At 70.9% G+C, this 18,207-nt stretch carries 15 protein-coding genes; 5 read left to right on the forward strand and 10 right to left on the reverse strand.

Annotation, left to right across the window (positions count from 1 at the left end; translation table 11 throughout):
- Positions 1-107: 107 nt before the first annotated feature.
- Positions 108-1,274 carry a C40 family peptidase gene (locus K9S39_RS18100; RefSeq protein WP_248864405.1) on the forward strand — a complete coding sequence of 389 codons (1,167 nt, stop codon included), beginning with the start codon at positions 108-110 and terminating at the stop codon, positions 1,272-1,274.
- Positions 1,275-1,423: 149 nt separating this feature from the next.
- Here K9S39_RS18100 and K9S39_RS18105 read toward each other — a convergent pair whose 3' ends face one another.
- Positions 1,424-1,777 carry a hypothetical protein gene (locus K9S39_RS18105; protein ID WP_248864406.1) on the reverse strand — a complete coding sequence of 118 codons (354 nt, stop codon included), beginning with the start codon at positions 1,775-1,777 and terminating at the stop codon, positions 1,424-1,426.
- Between the two features lie 360 nt (positions 1,778-2,137).
- Between K9S39_RS18105 and K9S39_RS18110 the strand changes: the two genes are divergently transcribed.
- Positions 2,138-3,238, forward strand: a complete 1,101-nt coding sequence (locus K9S39_RS18110) for a C40 family peptidase (RefSeq protein ID WP_248864407.1) — start codon at positions 2,138-2,140, stop codon at positions 3,236-3,238.
- A gap of 93 nt (positions 3,239-3,331) precedes the next feature.
- Here K9S39_RS18110 and K9S39_RS18115 read toward each other — a convergent pair whose 3' ends face one another.
- The 4 genes from K9S39_RS18115 to K9S39_RS18130 all read right to left on the reverse strand — a co-directional run bounded on the left by K9S39_RS18115 (position 3,332) and on the right by K9S39_RS18130 (position 8,624).
- Entirely contained in the window at positions 3,332-4,453 is a 1,122-nt protein-coding gene (locus K9S39_RS18115) for an alpha/beta hydrolase (RefSeq protein ID WP_248864408.1), read from the reverse strand.
- 275 nt (positions 4,454-4,728) lie between these two features.
- Positions 4,729-5,457: a LuxR C-terminal-related transcriptional regulator gene (locus K9S39_RS18120; RefSeq protein ID WP_283113503.1), complete on the reverse strand. Its 729-nt coding sequence runs from the start codon at positions 5,455-5,457 to the stop codon at positions 4,729-4,731.
- Between the two features lie 130 nt (positions 5,458-5,587).
- Complete coding sequence (locus tag K9S39_RS18125) at positions 5,588-6,883, reverse strand: ATP-binding protein (RefSeq protein WP_248864409.1); 1,296 nt, start codon at positions 6,881-6,883, stop codon at positions 5,588-5,590.
- Positions 6,884-6,980: 97 nt separating this feature from the next.
- Positions 6,981-8,624 carry a serine/threonine-protein kinase gene (locus K9S39_RS18130; RefSeq protein ID WP_248868845.1) on the reverse strand — a complete coding sequence of 548 codons (1,644 nt, stop codon included), beginning with the start codon at positions 8,622-8,624 and terminating at the stop codon, positions 6,981-6,983.
- A gap of 332 nt (positions 8,625-8,956) precedes the next feature.
- On the opposite strand from K9S39_RS18130, the gene K9S39_RS18135 reads away from it, so the two are divergent.
- Positions 8,957-10,414 carry a PspC domain-containing protein gene (locus tag K9S39_RS18135; protein WP_248864410.1) on the forward strand — a complete coding sequence of 486 codons (1,458 nt, stop codon included), beginning with the start codon at positions 8,957-8,959 and terminating at the stop codon, positions 10,412-10,414.
- A complete protein-coding gene (locus K9S39_RS18140) occupies positions 10,411-10,617 on the forward strand; it encodes a hypothetical protein (protein WP_248864411.1) in 207 nt (68 codons plus the stop codon). The genes K9S39_RS18135 and K9S39_RS18140 overlap by 4 nt, the downstream gene beginning before the upstream one ends.
- Positions 10,618-10,652: 35 nt before the next feature.
- Here K9S39_RS18140 and K9S39_RS18145 read toward each other — a convergent pair whose 3' ends face one another.
- Entirely contained in the window at positions 10,653-11,183 is a 531-nt protein-coding gene (locus K9S39_RS18145; RefSeq protein ID WP_248864412.1) for a TQO small subunit DoxD, read from the reverse strand.
- A 268-nt stretch (positions 11,184-11,451) separates the two neighbouring features.
- Positions 11,452-12,720 (reverse strand): hypothetical protein, encoded by a 1,269-nt coding sequence (locus K9S39_RS18150; protein WP_248868846.1) that lies wholly within the window; start codon positions 12,718-12,720, stop codon positions 11,452-11,454.
- Positions 12,721-13,595: 875 nt separating this feature from the next.
- Here K9S39_RS18150 and K9S39_RS18155 point away from each other — a divergent pair.
- Positions 13,596-14,354: a bestrophin-like domain gene (locus tag K9S39_RS18155; RefSeq protein ID WP_248868847.1), complete on the forward strand. Its 759-nt coding sequence runs from the start codon at positions 13,596-13,598 to the stop codon at positions 14,352-14,354.
- Positions 14,355-14,480: 126 nt separating this feature from the next.
- On the opposite strand, the gene K9S39_RS18160 is transcribed toward K9S39_RS18155, so the two are convergent.
- From K9S39_RS18160 to guaA, 3 genes are all read right to left on the reverse strand, one after another.
- Positions 14,481-15,266: a class II aldolase/adducin family protein gene (locus K9S39_RS18160; RefSeq protein ID WP_248864413.1), complete on the reverse strand. Its 786-nt coding sequence runs from the start codon at positions 15,264-15,266 to the stop codon at positions 14,481-14,483.
- Between the two features lie 191 nt (positions 15,267-15,457).
- Positions 15,458-16,354 carry a 2-hydroxy-3-oxopropionate reductase gene (locus K9S39_RS18165; protein WP_406708146.1) on the reverse strand — a complete coding sequence of 299 codons (897 nt, stop codon included), beginning with the start codon at positions 16,352-16,354 and terminating at the stop codon, positions 15,458-15,460.
- Between the two features lie 163 nt (positions 16,355-16,517).
- Entirely contained in the window at positions 16,518-18,104 is a 1,587-nt protein-coding gene (gene guaA / locus K9S39_RS18170) for a glutamine-hydrolyzing GMP synthase (RefSeq protein WP_248864415.1), read from the reverse strand.
- Between the last annotated feature and the right edge of the window lie 103 nt (positions 18,105-18,207).

Here is an 18,207-nt window from a genome sequence, read left to right on the forward strand (position 1 = left end):
AGCCTTCCGACAGCGACACCGCCCGAACCCTCCCCCAGAGCCTGAACGGTCTGGGAGGTACCCCCACCGCTAGCCCGGTAGGCGGTCCACGGAAGGAGTCGCCGGCCTTGGCGTCGCATCGCAAGCCGCGCACCCGCGTGCTCATATCCCCTGGCAACCGCCGTACGGCGGCCGGGCTCACCACCGCCGCCCTCGCCTCGGTCACCCTGCTCTCGCAGACCGCCGACGCGGCCCCGAGAGCCCCCAAGCCCACCGTCGAAGAGGTCAAGCAGCAGGTCGACAGCCTCTACCATCAGGCCGAGACGGCGACCGAGAAGTACAACGCCGCCAAGGAGAAGGCCACCGGGCAGCGCAAGAAAGTGGACGGTCTGCTCGACGCCGCCGCCAAGCGCGCGGAGAAGATGAACGAAGCCCGGCGCGAACTGGGCAGGTTCGCCTCGGCGCAGTACCGCACCGGCGGCATGAATCCGACGGCGCACCTGATGCTCGCCAAGGACCCGCAGCAGTTCTTCGACCGCACCCACCTCATGGAGCGGCTGACCGGTCGCGAGAAGCAGGCCGTCACCGACTACCAGGAGCAGGCGGCGGCAGCGGCGCGGCAGCGCGCCAAGGCCACCCAGAGCCTGGAGCAGCTCCAGGACTCGCAGGCCGCGCTCAAGGAGTCCAAGCAGTCCGTCCAGAACAAGCTGGCCGAGGCCCGGCAGCTGCTGTCCCGGCTGACCGCCGAGGAGAAGGCGCGACTGGCGGAGCTGGAGCGCAAGAGGAAGGCAGCGGCCAAGCGCAAGGCCGAGGAGCTGGCACGCAAGCAGGCCGAGGCCGAGAAGGAGCGTCAGCGGCGCGAGGAGCAGAACCAGGGCGACGACTCCTCGGACGGCTCGACCGGCGGCCAGACCGGCGGCGGTTCCACCGATGACGGCTCATACGCCGCCAAGGCCGAGAAGGCGCTCTCCTTCGCCCGTAGCCAGATCGGCAAGCCGTACGTCTGGGGCGCGACCGGGCCCTCCTCCTACGACTGCTCCGGGCTGACGCAGGCGGCGTGGAAGACCGCCGGGGTCGATCTGCCGCGTACCACCTGGGACCAGGTGAAGATCGGCGAGCGGGTGGCGACCAAGGATCTGCAGCCGGGTGACCTGGTGTTCTTCTACGACGACATCAGCCATGTCGGGATGTATATCGGCGGCGGCAAGATGATCCACGCGCCGAAGCCGGGCGCGTACGTCCGCGAGGAGTCGATCTACTACATGCCGATCTACGGGAGCGTACGCCCGGCCTGAGGCCAGGCCCTCCCCTGAGGCCACCCCCCACACGCCATCGCGCGGTCATCGCCTCCGGAGCCCGGAGCGGGATGACCGCGCGGTGAATCGTCTGCGCGCTGGGCGGAGTTCACGCCCGGACGGGCCCTTGACGGCCGCTCCTGGACGTCTCAGGTCCAGAGCACCGCGAGGAAGATGTTGACGACCGTGAGCAGCCCGACGGCGCCGAAGACCGGCTTGGCGACCTTCTCCTCGTCCCGCTTGACGTAGACCAGCGCCAGGATCACCACCAGCACCGCCATCTTGATGCCGATCTTGATGTTGTTGACGCTGTGGTCGGCGGCCTGGTTGAGGCCCACCAGCACGATGCCGGTGACCAGCATCGTCAGCGCGCCGTGCAGCATGGCCGGCACGAACCGGGCCCCGTCCCCGCTCATCGCCTTCATCTGGGTCAGAAAGCCGCCCAGCAGGGAGGCGATGCCGATGATGTGCAGACCGACGAAGATATTGATTACTACGTCCATAGTGCGGGATCGTATCCGGCGCATAACACGCGCCCTCGGGCAGGGCGTGCGCAATCGCCCCTTCGGTCACGGCGAACCGGTCCCGGGCCCCGTATGGCGGCGTCACGGTCAGTCACGTTCGGCCCGCGGTCGAAAGCGGGCAATGCCGGCCAACCCGACTCCCTCCCGTGACGCCCAGGTTTAGCGTCCTCCCCCAGGCGGTCGACTCCCGCTGTCGCCGGTCTCCGTCCCGACGGCTCGTCGGCCGTCCCCGCCGAAAGGTCCGGCGGCGGCCGTTCCCTCCTTCACGGGTCGCCGCCGGACCGACCGGCCCATGCAGCACCCGGACCAGCCGGGCCGCCTGCGGCCCTAGGGAAGGAAGTGACGGCCCCAGTGGCGTCGCACCGCAAGACCAGGCAGAACCCGTTCGCCGCGTTCGTCCTCCCCGGCGGCGGCACCCGCACCGCACGCACCGCCCGTACGGCCGCCACCCTGGCTTTCGCGGGCGCCGCCACCGCCACCGTCTTCGACGGCACCGGCCAGGCCGCCCCCGAACCCACTCTCGCCCAGGTCAAGGACCGGATCGACGCCCTGTACCAGGAGGCAGAGGTGGCCACGCAGAAATACGACGGCGCCAAGGAACAGGCCGACAGCGCACGCGAGGAGCTGAGCACACTGCAGCACGAGGCCGCCCGGCACACCGAGAAGCTGAACGCCGCACGGGACGAACTGGGCACCATGGCCGCCACCGCGTACCGCTCCGGCGGCGTGGCGCCGTCCGTCCAGCTGCTGATGTCCGCGGACCCCCAGGGCTATCTGGACGGCGCCACGGTCCTGGAGCGCGCGGGCAGCCATCAGGCGACCGCGGTGGCCAGTTACGCACGGCGGCTCGGCCGCGTACAGCAGGTCCGCGAGCGGGCCGAGGCCACCGTGGAGCGGCTGGAACACACCCGGTCCGCGCTGCGGAAACACCGGGTCACCATCGTGCGGAAACTGGACGCCGCCGAGAAGCTGCTGGAACGGCTGACCGATGAGCAGCGGCAGCGGATGGCGCTCGAGGACGGTCCGGCGGGCCACGGCGACCGCGCGGCGGACCGTTCCGGCCACCCCGGGGCAGCGGCACACGCCCCCAACTTCCGTGCCGCGCAAGCCGTTTCCTTCGCCTACGGAGCGCTCGGCAAACCGTACGCATGGGGAGCGACGGGCCCCTCCGCGTTCGACTGCTCGGGGCTGACGCAGGCCGCGTGGAAGGCCGGCGGAGTCTCGCTGCCCCGTACGACCTACACTCAGATCAACTCGGGACCGCGTATCGACAGGTCCCAACTCGCCCCCGGTGACCTGGTGTTCTTCTACTCCGGCATCAGCCATGTGGGGCTCTACATCGGCGACGGCAAGATGATCCACGCCCCGCATCCGGGAGCGCCGGTACGGATCGCGCCGATCGACCAGATGCCGTTCGCGGGGGCCACCCGTCCCGCGTGACGAGGCACGGGCGGCCTCCCTGCCGGTCGGCGTCTCTCACCGGCCGACGCCTCTTCTCTTGGGCCTGCCGGCGCTCCGTGCCGGTCGGCGCTCTTACGCCGTGAGCCGCTGCCCCAGCCACCGGAAGACCTCCGGCACCTGGTTCTTCCACACCTCCGTGGTGTGACCGCCGGTCCCCGAGAGCAGCCGGACGGTGACCGTCGTCGGCTGCTGCGCCAGCTGCCGCAGCCCGATGCCCGCCTGGTAGCCGTCGCCCGACGCGCCCGAGACATACAGCGCCGTCCGCGGCGGCTTCCCGGCCGCGTTGGCGGACTTCAGGATGTGCAGCGGATTGGACTCGACCCGCAGTCTCGGGTCCTTGCCCGCGAGCGAATCGGGCTCGATCGCCGGGTCGTTGTAGCCGGACAGCGCGACCGCGGCCCGATAGCGGTCCGGGTGGGCGAGGGCGAGCTTCGTGGCGCAGTGGGCGCCCGCCGAGTAGCCCGCCAGGGCCCAGGAGTCCGGTGTGTCGCCGGCCCGGAAGTTGTCGATCACCATCCGGCGGACGTCCACGGTCAGCCAGCTGTCGGCGTTGGCCTTCCCCGGAATGTTGACGCACCCGGTGTCGGCGCCGTTGAGGATGTTGGTCCGGGGCGCCACCAGGATGAACGGCTTGATCTGACCGCTCCGCATCAGCGGCCGCAGCTGTTCACCGGCCTTCAGCGACCCCAGCCAGGACTTCGACGAGCCGGGGTAGCCGGGCAGCAGCTCGACCACCGGGAACTTCCTGTCCCTGTACGCGGGATCGTCGTACTGCGGCGGCAGCCAGATGTAGACCTCGCCGTTGACGCCGGAGATCCTGCCCTTGAGGTCGGTCATCCGCACGCCCGAGCCCACCACCGGGTCGTCCGCCGGCCGGAACGTCTGGAGCTGCTTGGGCACGTCCTTGATCTGCTTGCCGCCCATCCCGTCCGGACCGAGGTCCCGGGCGGCCTCGACGTGGCTTCCCGTGCCGAGCAGATCGTCCCAGGTGCCATAGAGATTATTCGCGTTGTTGACCAGGACGAAGACCAGCGTGACGGCCGTGATCTGCGCAAACAGCAACATCACGAGGCGGGCGAGGCCACGCATCAGACGCGGCCCGCCGACTCGGCTCCAGAGCGCCAGCGGCAGCACGATGGCGACGATCAGCAGCGCGACCGAGGTGAGGAGGAAGGGCGTACCCGTCAGGCTCATCGGGATCTCGTCTCCAGGACATATACGCGGACGACGTGGGCGTGGTTCCGGCCCCACCGCCGGCAGCGGGCCTCTCCGCGCCGTTAGATGCCGATCCGCCCGGTTCTGGTTGCCCGACTTCGGACCTTCTTTGCCGGGCCCTCTTTACCGGGCCCTTCGCCCTTTGAGTCCTGTCGGGGCCGGATGAGCCCTGGTCGCGGCCGAATGATCCCTGGTCGGGGCCGGGGCCTGGCTTTCCCCGGCGACCCGTCCCGCCCCGCTGCGGTCGGCCCTGGTCAGACCAGCCGCCGGGCCGCCGCCCACCGCGTCAGCTCGGTGCGGTTGGAGAGCTGGAGCTTGCGCAGCACCGCCGAGACATGCGATTCGACCGTCTTGATGGAGATGAACAGCTGCTTCCCGACCTCCTTGTACGCATAACCGCGGGCGATCAGCCGCAGGACCTCGCGCTCGCGCTGGGTGAGCTTGTCCAGGGCCTCGTCCACCAGCGGGGCCTCCGTGTTGGAGAAGGCGTCCAGGACGAAACCGGCCAGCCTCGGGGAGAACACCGCATCCCCGTCGGCGACCCGGAAGATCGCTTTGACCAGCTCCGTGCCGGTGATGGTCTTGGTGACATAGCCGCGGGCGCCGCCGCGGATGACCCCGATCACGTCCTCGGCGGCGTCCGAGACGGAGAGCGCCAGGAAGCGGACCGGGCGCTCGGGGTCGGCCATCATGAGCGTGCTGCGGTTCAGCACCTCGACGCCGCCGCCCCCGGGGAGGTGTACGTCCAGGAGGACGACCTCGGGCCGGGTGGCGGTGATGACCGTCATCGCCTGGTCGACGTCGGCGGCCTCGCCGACCACCTCGACACGGGTGCGCTCGGTCTCGCCGATCTCGGCCTGGACACCGGCCCGGAACATCCGGTGGTCGTCGACCAGGACGACCCGGACCGTCCGGTCCTCCGCCGCCCCGGTACCGCTCTCGCCCGGCTCCGCCGCGCCCTGCTGTGCGTCGTCGCTGCTCATCTCGTCCGCCCGTCCCTCGGTGTGCTGCCCCGTCATCATTCCGCGCGCGAGCCCCCTCATGCCGCCACCGGCCGACGTCCCGCAACCACGGTCATTCGCTTCCGTCATGCGGTTCCGTACTCACCCACGGTCATTCGCTTCCGTCCTCACCGCGCTCCATTTCCAGCTCGACGACCGTGCCGCCTTCGGGGGCGGAGCGGAGTCGGGCCGTGCCGCCGTTGCGCTCCATCCGGCCGATGATGGATTCCCGTACGCCCATCCGGTCCTCGGGGACCGCGTCCAGGTCGAACCCGGGGCCGCGGTCGCGCACCGAGACAAAGACCGTACGGCCCTCCACCTCGGCGTAGACCTGCACCGCACCGCCCTCGCCACCGTACTTGGCGGCATTGACCATCGCCTCGCGCGCGGCCTGTATCTGGGCACCCAGCGCCTCGTCCAGCGGGCAGTCGCCGACGACCACGACCTCGATCGGAACGCCGTGATGGTCCTCCACCTCCGCCGCGGTCCCGCGCACCGCCTCCCCCAGGGTCTCCGGCTCCTGGTCCTCGTCCTTGCCGCGGCCCTCGGGTTTGTAGAGCCAGGAGCGCAGTTCGCGCTCCTGGGCGCGGGCCAGCCGCGCGACCTCCCGGGGGTCGCCGGCACTGCGCTGGATCAGGGTGAGGGTGTGCAGCACGGAGTCGTGGACGTGGGCGGCGACCTCGGCGCGCTCCTGGGCGCGGATGCGCATCAGCCGCTCCTCGGAGAGGTCCTGCGTCATCCGCACCAGGTAGGGGCCCGCCAGCAGCGCGATGCCGACGACGACGGCGAGCGCGGCCTGCAGCACCGAGCCGAGGTGCCGCACCGAGCCCTGCAGCACGACGATGCCGGTCACGCCGATGCCGACCAGAGCCACTCCGGCCGCGCCACGCAGCATCGCCAGCAGATCCTTGCGGCGGCCCAGCTCCAGCCACTGAGCGCGGCGCGCGTTGTCCGCCTGGCGCCACACCAGGGCGACACCGACGCCGATCAGCAGCACCGGCCACAGATAGCCGTTGGCCTGGCCCAGCTGGAACCGGGACGCGACGATCGCGGCGCCGACCAGCAGCGCGATCAGCGCGAAGACCTGGCCCTTGTCGGGTCTGCGGCTCAGCAGCCGCCGCTTGTCATCGGCCGTCGCCCGGCGCCGGGCCTCCACGCCGCCGACGCCCAGCGGCACGAAGAACCAGAACGCGGCATAGAGCAGCGCCCCCATGCCCTCGGCCATGAAGAGCGCCACGAACACGATCCGCACCCAGGAGACCGGCAGCCCGAGATGCCCCGCGAGACCGCGCGCGACACCACCGAGCAGCCGCCCGTCGGCGCTGCGGTAGAGCTTCCGCACGGGCGGTTCGTCGGGATCCGGCGCCGGGGCGTAGCTCGTGCCGGCGCGGGGTGGCGCGGTGGTCATGTCCCCGATCGTCACACGCCGCAGACGCGTACGACATCAGGGGCGACCCTGACCGGACCCGGAGATCCGTATCAGGGTCTCCCCTACCCCTCGTGCGTTACTTGTGGCTGAATCCGTCGCGCACCGCGGTGAATACGGGCACGTACTTCTGCCACTGGGCAGAGGGGGCGGAGAGGTAGATCGCGTACTCGTCGCCCCCCTCGCGTCCGAACCCCAGGTCCACGGCGCGCCATTCGCGGGCCCTGCCCTGCCAGCTGAACTCCCAGATGGCCGCCGGGCTGCCGCGGAACATGGTGTCCTGCAGCCGCAGCCGGTCGTAGCGGGACACCTTCGCCTTCAGCTGCTCCTCGACCTGCTGGAAATGCCGTACGTGGTCCGAGCTGGCAAAGCTCAGCACGCTGACCTTCAGATTGACCATTCCAGAGGGATCGACGTAGTCGACCTCCCTGAGGTCCGGCTTGACCTTTCGGGTCCACCCGTCGGGAACGGGGAAGGAGACGCCGAGCTTCTTCTCCTCCACCTGGTGATATCCGGCCGGAACGGGCGGCAGCTCGCTCGGGCCGGGCTTCGGTTTGCCGGTACTGCCGTGCTCGGTGGGGGCCGTGTTTCCCAATGCCTGGTCCGTGGACGGGTCCAGGTAACCCAAGGTGTAGAGGACGCCCCCCGTGATGGCCACGGCGGCGAGGGCGCTCATGACGCTCCAGACGAGGGCGCGGCGGCGACCCGGGCGGCTCTTGACGGCGGTCGCCGCCGTGTGGGAATCCGGCGCGGGATCCGGCTCGTCGCCCGGGGTGGAGGGGTGGGACGGGTGGGACGAGGACACCGGACGGGTGACCGCCCGCGTCCCTTCGCCCGACGTCGCCTCCCCGCTTCCGGTTCCGCTTCCGTCCCCGTTTCGTTTCCCGCTGCCGCTTTCACTCCCCGTTGCGCTTCCGCCGCCCTGCCACAGCGTTCCGCGGCCCAGCGGCGCCGTGTCCGCGTCCTCCTCCGCCGCCCGAAGCGCCTCCTCGACGACGTCGGACGGCGGACGGTCCGCCGGGTCCTTGGCCAGCAGCGCCTCGATCAGGGAGGTCAGCGGACCGGCATGGCGCGGCGGCTCCAGCGGATCCATGGCGATGGCGTACGCCGTCTCGATGGCGGTGTGCTTACGGAACGGGGGGCACCCCTCGACCGCCTGATAGAGCGTCGCGCCCAGCGCCCACAGGTCCGAGGCGGGCCCGGGGGTGCCGCCCTTGACCCGTTCGGGCGCCAAGTAGTCGATGGAGCCCACCAGCTCGCCGGTCTTGGTGAGCGTGGAGGTCCCGGAGGCGACCGCGATGCCGAAGTCGGTGAGGACGACCCGGCCGTCCTCACCGAGGAGGACGTTGCCCGGTTTGACGTCGCGGTGCAGCACACCGGCCGAGTGCGCGGCACGAAGCGCCGCGATCATGCCGCGCCCGATGCGCGCGGCCTCCCGGGGCGGCAGCGTACGGTCCTCCCGGGCGGCCTCCTTGATGGCGTCGCCGAGCGTCGAGGACGGGACGTACTCCATGACGATGCACGGCAGGCCGGCGTCGTCGACGACATCGTGCACGCTCACCACATTGGGGTGGTTGATGCGGGCCGCGGCCTGCGCCTCACGGGTGGTGCGTTCATGGCGGGTGGCGAGCTCGTCCGGTTCCAGCTGGGCCGATACCTGCAGACGCTTGACCGCGACCTGGCGGCCGAGGACTTCGTCCCGGGCCCGCCAGACGGTGCCCATACCGCCCTGGCCTATCCGCTCGACCAGGCGGTACCGCCCGGAGACCAGTCGCCCCTCGTCCACCGATGCCGCCTCCGTCACCGCACGCCCCTCCGGAAACCCATACGCATCCGGGGCGCAAGGATAGTCTCCGACGTGGCCGGACCGGCCTCGGGCCACGGCCCGGCTCCGGCCCGGTCGCGGCCCGCGGGGACGGGTGCGGGCGATCGGGCCGGAAGCCGGGGCGATATGCGAACCCCCGAGGGATATCGGGGTTCCCCGAGGCGGATCTCAGGGTTCAGCCAGGGTTTCCACTGATGCCGGGCCCCCGCCGCGCTTGTCACCATGGCCTCATGAACGATGCAGCCCCCGCCGAGGAGTCGGCACCCTCCGGCGCCGGCCCCACCCCGCCGCGGACCACACTGCGCCGCAGCCGACGGCACAAGGTGGTCGCCGGGGTGTGCGGCGGGCTGGGCCGGCAGTGGGATCTCGACCCGGTCATCTTCCGGATCGTGCTGGCCGTCCTCGCCGTCTCCGGCGGCCTCGGCCTGATCGTCTACGGCTTCGCCTGGCTCATCATCCCCTTGGAGGGCGAGGAGGAGAGCGAGGGGCGCCGGTTGCTCTCCGGCCGCGTCGAGGGCTCCGCGCTGTCGGCCCTGCTCTTCGCCCTGGTCGGCTGTGCGCTGTTTCTGACGACTCTCGGGAAGGGCAGCGTGATGTCCTTCGCCATCATGCTGTCGCTCGCCGTGGCCGGTTCCGCGTACTGGTCGCGGCAGCGCCGCCGGGCGGAGTCCGAGGGCCTGGAGTCGATGGACGCCGCCACCGCCCAGGCCGTCGCCGACGCCCCGCCGGAGACCAAGGCGCCCCCGGTGCCCACCAGTCCGTCCTGGTGGCGCGAACCGCGCTCCAAGGACGCGACGGCCGGTGCGGGCTATCTGTGGGGACCGGAGAACGACGCCCTCGACATCACCTACGAATTCCAGCACGGCGCGGGCGCAACAGCAGGCCCCGGGCCGCACGGCGCCGGGCCGGAAGACCGCCCCTGGAAGGCCGCGCCGCCGCACGCCGCGCAGCCCCCGCGCCGTACGTCCCGGGCCGGCCGCCCCATCGGCGGCTGGACGTTCCTGCTGGCGCTGCTCGCCGGCACCGGCACCGCCCTCGGCGTCTCCCGATACGACGCCCTCGCCCCCTCCCTCCAGGCGGGGCTGGCCTGTGCGCTGGTTGTTTTCGGCCTGGGCCTGGTGGTCAGCGCCTGGCTGGGCCGGACGGGCGGCGGCACGGTCTTCATGGTGGTGCTGACCGCCGTACTGCTGGCGGGCGCGACGGCGCTGCCCGACAACATCACCACCAACTGGCAGCACCGCACCTGGACCCCCAGCAGCCTCGCCGCCGTCCGGCCGCATTACGAACTCGGCTCCGGGGAAGGCCGGTTGGACCTCAGCCGGCTGCCCCTCAAGGACGGCCGCACGGTCCACACCAGCGCGGAGGTGGGCGCCGGCCGGCTCCAGGTGACGCTGCCCCAAGGTGTCACCGTCCATCTCTCCGTCTCCCTCGGCGTCGGCGATATCCAGCTGCCCGGCGATGCGCCCGACGATGTGGACCTCTCCGCCGGCGCTCAGGAGCGGGCGATCACACTGCCCGCCTACGGCCTCAAGAAGGGCGAGAAACCCCGCGGCTCCCTGGACCTCGACCTCAGAGTCGGCGCCGGCCAGGTCGATGTCCGACGCGCCACACCCGTACCCGCGCCTGCTACGTCCCTACCCGCGGCCGTCCCGGCGACGCCCCCGACCCGTCAGGGAGCCCCCTCGTGAAGCGCCACCCCTTCGAACCGGCCCGCCTGATCTCGGGCGTTACGGCCATCACCGTCGGCGTCGGATACGGCCTCGACGCCCTCGGCGTCTGGCACCCACCCGGCCCCTGGCTCTTCTTCGCCATTCCCGCCGGCCTGGTCCTCTCCGGTATCACCGCCGCCATCTGGGCCACGACCCGCCGCCATCCCTCGCATCAGTCATGACGCGGCACCCGCGCAACCAGCGAGAACGGCCGGACTCAGCCGAACAACTGGGCCCCGTGCCGGCTGCGGCGGGTCGCCAGCGCCTTGTCCAGGGAGAGCATCGGCGCGCCGGCGAGTATCAGCGGGACCCAGGCCATCAGATAGACGAGGTCGTTGCCGTAGTAGTACGGCTCGATCGACCAGCTCACGGTGAGCCACAGCGTCAGGGAGATGAACGCTCCGCCGAACGCGGCCAGCCGCCCCACCAGTCCGACGAGCGTCCCGACACCCACCGCCAGTTCGCCGATGGCGATCGCGTAACCAAAGCCCACGGGACTGTTCTGGGCCAGCTCCACCAACTGCGGCAGCGCCGCCGAGTCATGCACCTGGCTCAGCACCTCACCGAGCGATCCCGTGCCGCGGGCCGCCAGAAACCCGGCGTCCGTCAGCTTGTCGAGCCCGGCGTAGATGAAGGTGCCGCCGAGGAAGAAGCGCAGCGGCAGCAACGCATAACGCGCCATCTGCCCCCGGAACCCGGCGCCCGCCCCTCCCAAATCGGCACCGATCGTACGATCCGCGTGAACCATGACGTCCGCCTCTCCGTTGCCATCGGGCGCACACGATTGTGCCCGCGACCGCCCCTGATGGGGAGAGATACGCATGCATGTGCGCGGCGCGTTCAACCACCCGACGCACGTCAGAGAGCTGCCGCACACAAAGGAGAAACCCCGCGGGCGCCCCGCGGCCCGCGCCCCTCGACGGACCGCTCGGCTCGCCCGTCGGCCTTCGCCGCGAGTCCTGCCCGTCGACCCGCGCCGCCCCTCAACCGCCGCCCCGCCCGTCGACGCGCGCCGCTCAGTCCTGCACATCGACGGGATGGCCGCGCGTCTCCACGCCCGCCGCCGTGACGACGCTGACCTTCACCCGGCCCGGTTCCACATCGACCGGCACCGGCACGGTCAGCACCCCGTCCGTCGGGTTGGCGAAGCCGCCCGCGACCGGCACCAGAGGGACCGGGACGTGCACCGCGCCGATCCGTACGACGGTATGGGCGAGCCGGTGCGGAGTCCCCGCGCCCGGCGGGACGAAGCCGGTGCCGCGGATCTCGATGTCGTCGCCGGTACGGATCGGCGCGGCGAGATCGCCCAGCTCCCGGGACCGCACCACCGACAGAATGACCGGACGCCCGCCCTCCATCAGCTTCCCGGCGAGATACGTCGCCCCGGAGAGGGCCATCAGGACCACCAATCCCCAGGGCAGTTCGGGAAGTTGACCGGGATGTCCGGCCAGCCGCACCAGCACCAGGCCCGCCATGGCCGCGTTCACCAGGGCGTACTGCGCATCCGTGAAGCTGCCACGCCCCGCGTCGTCCGCCAACAGGTCGACGGCCCGGGGCCGTTCGGCGGGCACCTTCTGCAGCCGCCCGGTCCGGATGCGCGCCGCCACCAGACCGTACGCCAGCACCGCCACCCCGCACCCGATCGCCAGCACCGCCAACAGCGAGAGGGAATGGAAGAGTTCGAGGCCGGCGAGGAGGCGACGCCGCCCGTCCTCATCGGGCGCCGCCGCCAGCCGGACGGCCGCCAGCAGTACGACGTACAGCACCACCGCCACCCAGCCGACGGCGACCGCACGCGAGGTCGACAGCCGCCCGTCCTCACCGATCACCGGCGCCAGCACCCCGCCCTGCCGGCGATGCCGCCAGGCCGCCAGGGTCAGCACGATCGCCGGCACACCGGATGCGATCAGTCCCACCGTACGGCCCATGGTCCAGCCCGACCCGATGGCGGTCAGCGCCTGACCGAGCAGCAGCGCCACCACAGCGCCCCACACCACCAGCAGCGTGCGCCGCCGTACGGCCGCCAGCCAGGCGACCTTTTCGGCGGCACCGCGTTCGGCCAGCTCCTGTGCAGAAAGGGTGAGTTCGTCGGACACCCACTGCCGGGCGGCTCCGGCGGAGTGCGCGAGTCCGGTCGGCACCCCACGCCCGGCGGCGAAGTCCTCGCGCATCGCGACAAACGCGGCGACCGCCTGCCGATGCCCCTCGCGGGCGCCGTGCGGGCATCGGCCGCACAGACACGCGCCGCCGTCGCCGCCTTCCGTGCCACCCCCTGACTCGCCCATTCCGGCCACCCCGCCTGCCGCTTCCACCGACACGTCCGCTACCGCCCCGCCGCCACTCGCGATCAACTTCTCTTCTTTGCAAGGGAATTGTGCCGCACCCATCCACCTGGGCCACCAAAAGTCCAGCTGACGAAGGGTGACTGTGATTTCTGCGGGTTGACGTATGACTTCACACCCCGCAATACGCACATCCACACGACAAACACCCCCGCGAGCACGCCACTTCCCACGTTCGGGGGAAGTGGCGGTCCGCGAAGGCTGAGACACCCGCGCGCTGCGCAAGCTGTCGGCGTGTGGAAAATACAGGTGGGACCGAACCTCACCGCCGCATTCGTCCTGCTCACCGGAGTCACAACGGCGCTGGCCGCCCCGGCCCCCTCGGCGGCAGCCCACAACCGGGCCATCACCAGCGACAACTGCGCCTTCGCCGGCACCCGTCCGCCCATCGACGTACCGACCGGCTTCCCCATGCCGAGCGGCTGGCACTTTCCGTGTACGTCGTCGTCCCCGACCCCCAGCAACTCACCTGCCGTACGTCCCCCCACGCCGTCACCACCGCCCACCCCCGAAGCCCATGCAACGCCACCACCGCCCCCCTCGCCACCACCACCGCCCTCCTCGCCACCACCCGTACACAGCACCCGCCCAGCACCCCCGCCCCCGTCATCGCGCCCGGCCACCCCGCCCCCGCCGAAACCTTCCGCCGCCCTCCCCCGCAGCTACGCACCGGTGGCCCGGAAGCCGCACGACGGGCGCTCCCTGGTGACCAGAACCCTGCTCATCACCGCCCCGGCCGTGCTGGCGGGCGCCGCCCTCCGTCCCCGTTCGAGCTCCTCGTCCGGTCACTCCGGGCGCCGTTCCCCGTAGGAGATCCCATGTCGGAATGGTTGGTGCTGGCCCTCGCCATGGGCGCTTCCTGTGGCGTCGTCCTCGCCATCACGGTCCTCAAGCAGCGCCGGATCGGCGAGGACGACGACCCGTCCGAAACCCCCGATGTCATCGAGTACATGACGATGATGGTGGGAGTGGTGTACGCGATCGTCCTCGGACTGGCCATCGCCGGCGTCTGGGAGGCCCGGAGCGCCGCCGAGGAAACCGTACAGATCGAGGCACAGGCCCTGCACGAGATCAGCGCGCGGGCGCAGGCGTACCCGGCTCCCGTGCGGGAACGTATCCGCGCCGACGTCGACGCCTATGTCGGCCATGTGGTGAAGAAGGAATGGCCCGTGATGACCGAGAAGGGAGAACTCACCCAGCGCGGCGCCCACCTGCTGTCGAAGATCCGCGCGGACGTCACCGACTACCACCCGCGCAACGACTTCGAAGGGCAGTCCTACCAGCCCCTCGTCGACCAGGTCGCGGTGGCCGACAGCGCCCGCTACGCCCGTAGTGACGCGGCCGGTCCGACACTGCCGTCCATGGTCTGGTTCGGACTGATCATCGGCGGCGCCATCACCATCGGCGTCATCTTCACCCTGCAAATCAGGCGCTCGGGGCGCGAGTTGCTGATGGCCGGACTCTTCAGCGCGCTGATCGCCTTCCTGCTGTTCCTGGTCTGGGACTTCGACTCCCCCTTCAAACACGGCATCAACGCGAGCTACGGGCCGTTCACCGATCTGTTCCCGCACGTGTAGTCACCCCCATGGCGACCACAGCCCTGCGGGCGGCCCCCGCAGGGCACCGACTGCTCCCCACAGAGCACCGACTCCTCCCCCGCAGGGCACCGACTCCCGCCCTCAGGGCGCCGACTCCCGCCCGCCCTACTCGAAGAGATCCGGCTCACTACGGGCGATCTGCTGATACAGCGGCTGATAGTTGATCCACGCGACCAGGTCATTGCCGAGCTGCTCACGCGTGTGGACGGCGTTGTGGTGGTCGATCAGCACCGGCTTGCCGGCGGCCTTCGCGGCCAGCTGTACCTGACAGGACCGCTCCATCGTGATGAACCACCAGGCCGCCGCGTCCACCGAGTCGCCTACCGTCAACAGCCCGTGGTTGCGCAGGATCACGGCCTTGTGCGGCCCGAGCGCGGCCGCGATCCGGCGGCCCTCCTCCTCGTCCACGACGACGCCGGTGTAGGCGTCGTAGAGCGCGTGGGACTCGTAGAACGCACAGACGTCCTGAGTGATGGGTTCCAGCAGCTCCCCGAGCGAGGACAGCGCCCTGCCGTACGTGGAGTGGCTGTGGGCCGCCGCCACGACGTCCGGACGGGCCTGGTGGACCTGCGAATGGATCGCGAACGCCGCCTGGTTGACGTGATGGCGGCCTTCGACGACCTTCCCCTCGTGGTTCACCAGGATCAGATCGCTCACCGTGATGTGCTTGAACGACATCCCGAAGGGGTTGACCCAGAAGCAGTCGGTGACCTCCGGGTCGCGCGCGGTGATATGGCCCGCGACGCCCTCCTCGAAGCCGAAGCGCCCGAACAGACGCAGCGCCGCGGCCAGGCGTTCCTTGCGGTACCGCCGCTCGTCCTCGACGGACTCGTGCGTCGGCGGCATCGCGAACTGCAGCTGCTCGGTGGGAATGGGCGTCGGCTCGGACATCGCGGCTCTCCTCCTGCACATACGGCTCACTGCGCACAGCACTAGGGCCGGAAGCTACCCTTCAGTACGGCAGGAGACCAGAGGCGTGACACGCGCACATCGCGACGGGCGCGCATTGCGACGGGGCGCGTGGTGACGGGGGCGCGTGGTGACGGGCAGGCATCGCCCGGGCGACAGCCCGCTCGCCCCCGCTACTCGCGCCCGTACCCGCTCAGCAGCTCCACACCGCGCAGCAGCGCCGAGTGGTCGAGGGCGCCGTCGCCTCGCGCCACGGCGGACGCGATGAGCTGGGCCGCGGTGGCGCCCACCGGGAGCGGCGCACCGACCGTGCGCGCGGCGTCGGTGACGATCCCCATGTCCTTGTGGTGCAGCTCCAGCTTGAAGCCGGGCCGGTAGTCGCGGTGGAGGAAGTTGCCCTTCTTGCGGGCAAGGACGGTGGAGCCGGCCAGCCCGCCGCCCAGCACGTCGAGGGCGGCGGTGAGGTCGACGCCGGACTTCTCCAGGAAGACGACGGCCTCGGCGCACGCCTGGATGTTGACGGCGACGATGAGCTGGTTGGCGGCCTTGACGGTCTGCCCGGCGCCGTGCGGACCGCAGTGCACGACGGTCGTGCCCACCACGTCGAGCACCGGCCGCGCGGCCTCGAAGTCGGCCCGGTCGCCGCCGACCATGATCGACAGCACCCCCTCGACGGCGCCCGCCTCACCGCCGGAGACGGGGGCGTCCAGCACCCGGATGCCCTTGCCGGCGGCCGCCTCGGCCAGGTCGACGGAGGTCTGCGGGGTGATCGAGGAGTGGTCGATGAGGAGCGTGCCGGGCCGGGCGTTCTCCAGGATGCCGTCGGGGCCGTACGCGACGGCCTCGACCTGCGGGGAGGCCGGGACCATGGTGATGACGACCTCCGCGTCACGCACCGCCTCGGCGATCGATCCGGCCTCCGTGCCGCCCGCTGCGACCAGCGCGTCCGCCCGGCCGGGGCTGCGGTTCCAGCCGCGCACGGTGTGGCCGGCGTTGGCGAGGTTTGCGGCCATGGGGCTGCCCATGATGCCTAGGCCGATGAAGGCGATGGTGGTCATTGCGTGCGCCACTCCTTCCGCATGGTCAAGGTCGTCCTCAGGTGCGGCGCTCACAATTGCTCCTGTATGACGGAGTCTCGCCTGTGGAGCCAGCGTACCGAGCGCAAACGACAACGCCGCCGCCCAAACGAATGAGCGACGGCGTCGGCGTTGACCGGGCGACCTACCGAAAAGGTCACTCCCACTCGATCGTGCCCGGAGGCTTGCTGGTGACGTCCAGCACCACCCGGTTCACGTCAGCGACCTCGTTCGTGATGCGGGTCGAGATGCGTGCCAGGACCTCGTACGGCATCCGGGTCCAGTCCGCGGTCATCGCGTCCTCGGAGGAGACCGGGCGCAGCACGATCGGGTGGCCGTAGGTGCGGCCGTCGCCCTGGACACCGACCGAGCGGACGTCCGCGAGGAGGACCACCGGGCACTGCCAGATCTCGCGGTCCAGGCCGGCCGCGGTCAGCTCCTCGCGGGCGATGGCGTCGGCCGCGCGGAGCAGGTCGAGGCGGTCCTTGGTGACCTCGCCGACGATACGGATGCCCAGGCCGGGGCCGGGGAACGGCTGGCGGTGGACGATCTCGTCCGGCAGGCCGAGCTCCGAGCCGACCATCCGGACCTCGTCCTTGAACAGCTGCCGCAGCGGCTCGACGAGCTCGAACTCGATGTCGTCGGGCAGTCCGCCCACGTTGTGGTGCGACTTGATGTTGGCGGTCCCGGTGCCGCCGCCGGACTCGACGATGTCCGGGTAGAGCGTGCCCTGGACCAGGAAGGCCACTTCCTCGCCCTCCGCGCCGGCCTCGGCGACCAGCTCGGCCTGGGCCTGCTCGAAGACGCGGATGAACTCGCGGCCGATGATCTTCCGCTTCTGCTCGGGCTCGCTGACGCCGGCCAGGGCGTCGAGGAAGCGCTCCTCGGCCTCGACGACCTTCAGCTGGACTCCGGTGGCCGCCACGAAGTCCTTCTCGACCTGCTCGGATTCGCCCTTGCGCATCAGGCCGTGGTCGACATACACGCAGGTCAGCTGATCACCGATGGCCTTCTGGACGAGGGCGGCGGCGACCGCCGAGTCCACGCCGCCGGACAGACCGCAGATCGCGCGCTTGCTGCCCACCTGCTTGCGGATCGCGGCGACCTGCTCCTCGATGATGTTCCCCATCGTCCAGCTGGGCTCGATGCCCGCGCCGCGGTAGAGGAAGTGCTCCAGCACCTGCTGGCCGTAGGTGGAGTGCATCACCTCGGGGTGGTGCTGCACGCCGTAGAGCTTCTTCTCGTCGTTCTCGAAGGCCGCCACGGGGACGACGTCGGTCGACGCGGTGACCGTGAAGCCCTCGGGGGCGGCGCTGCACGCGTCGCCGTGCGACATCCACACCGGCTGCTGGGTCGGGGTGCCCTCGAAGAGCGTGGACCCGGGCCTGGAGACGGTCAGCGGGGTGCGGCCGTACTCGCGCGCGCCCGTGTTGTCGACGGTGCCGCCGAGGGTGGTGGCCATCAGCTGGAAGCCGTAGCACATGCCGAAGACCGGGACACCGGCCTCGAAGAGGGCACGGTCGATACTGGGGGCGTCTTCGGCGTAGACCGACGACGGGCCGCCGGACAGGATGATCGCCTTCGGGTTCTTGGCGAGCATCTCGGCCACCGGCATGGTGGACGGCACGATCTCGCTGTAGACCCGTGCCTCGCGGACGCGGCGGGCGATGAGCTGGGCGTACTGCGCGCCGAAGTCGACTACGAGGACGACGTCCGGGGCGGCGGCAGGGGGTCCTGATGACACTTCGGCGGCCTTCCGGCGGTGTGGAGCAGGGGTTGGACTTTCGATTCTAACGGCCGCATACTGACCCCATGTCCAAGCAGCTGAGCTTCGTCTTTACCTATGG

The organism is Streptomyces halobius (assembly GCF_023277745.1).
Classification (GTDB): domain Bacteria; phylum Actinomycetota; class Actinomycetes; order Streptomycetales; family Streptomycetaceae; genus Streptomyces; species Streptomyces halobius.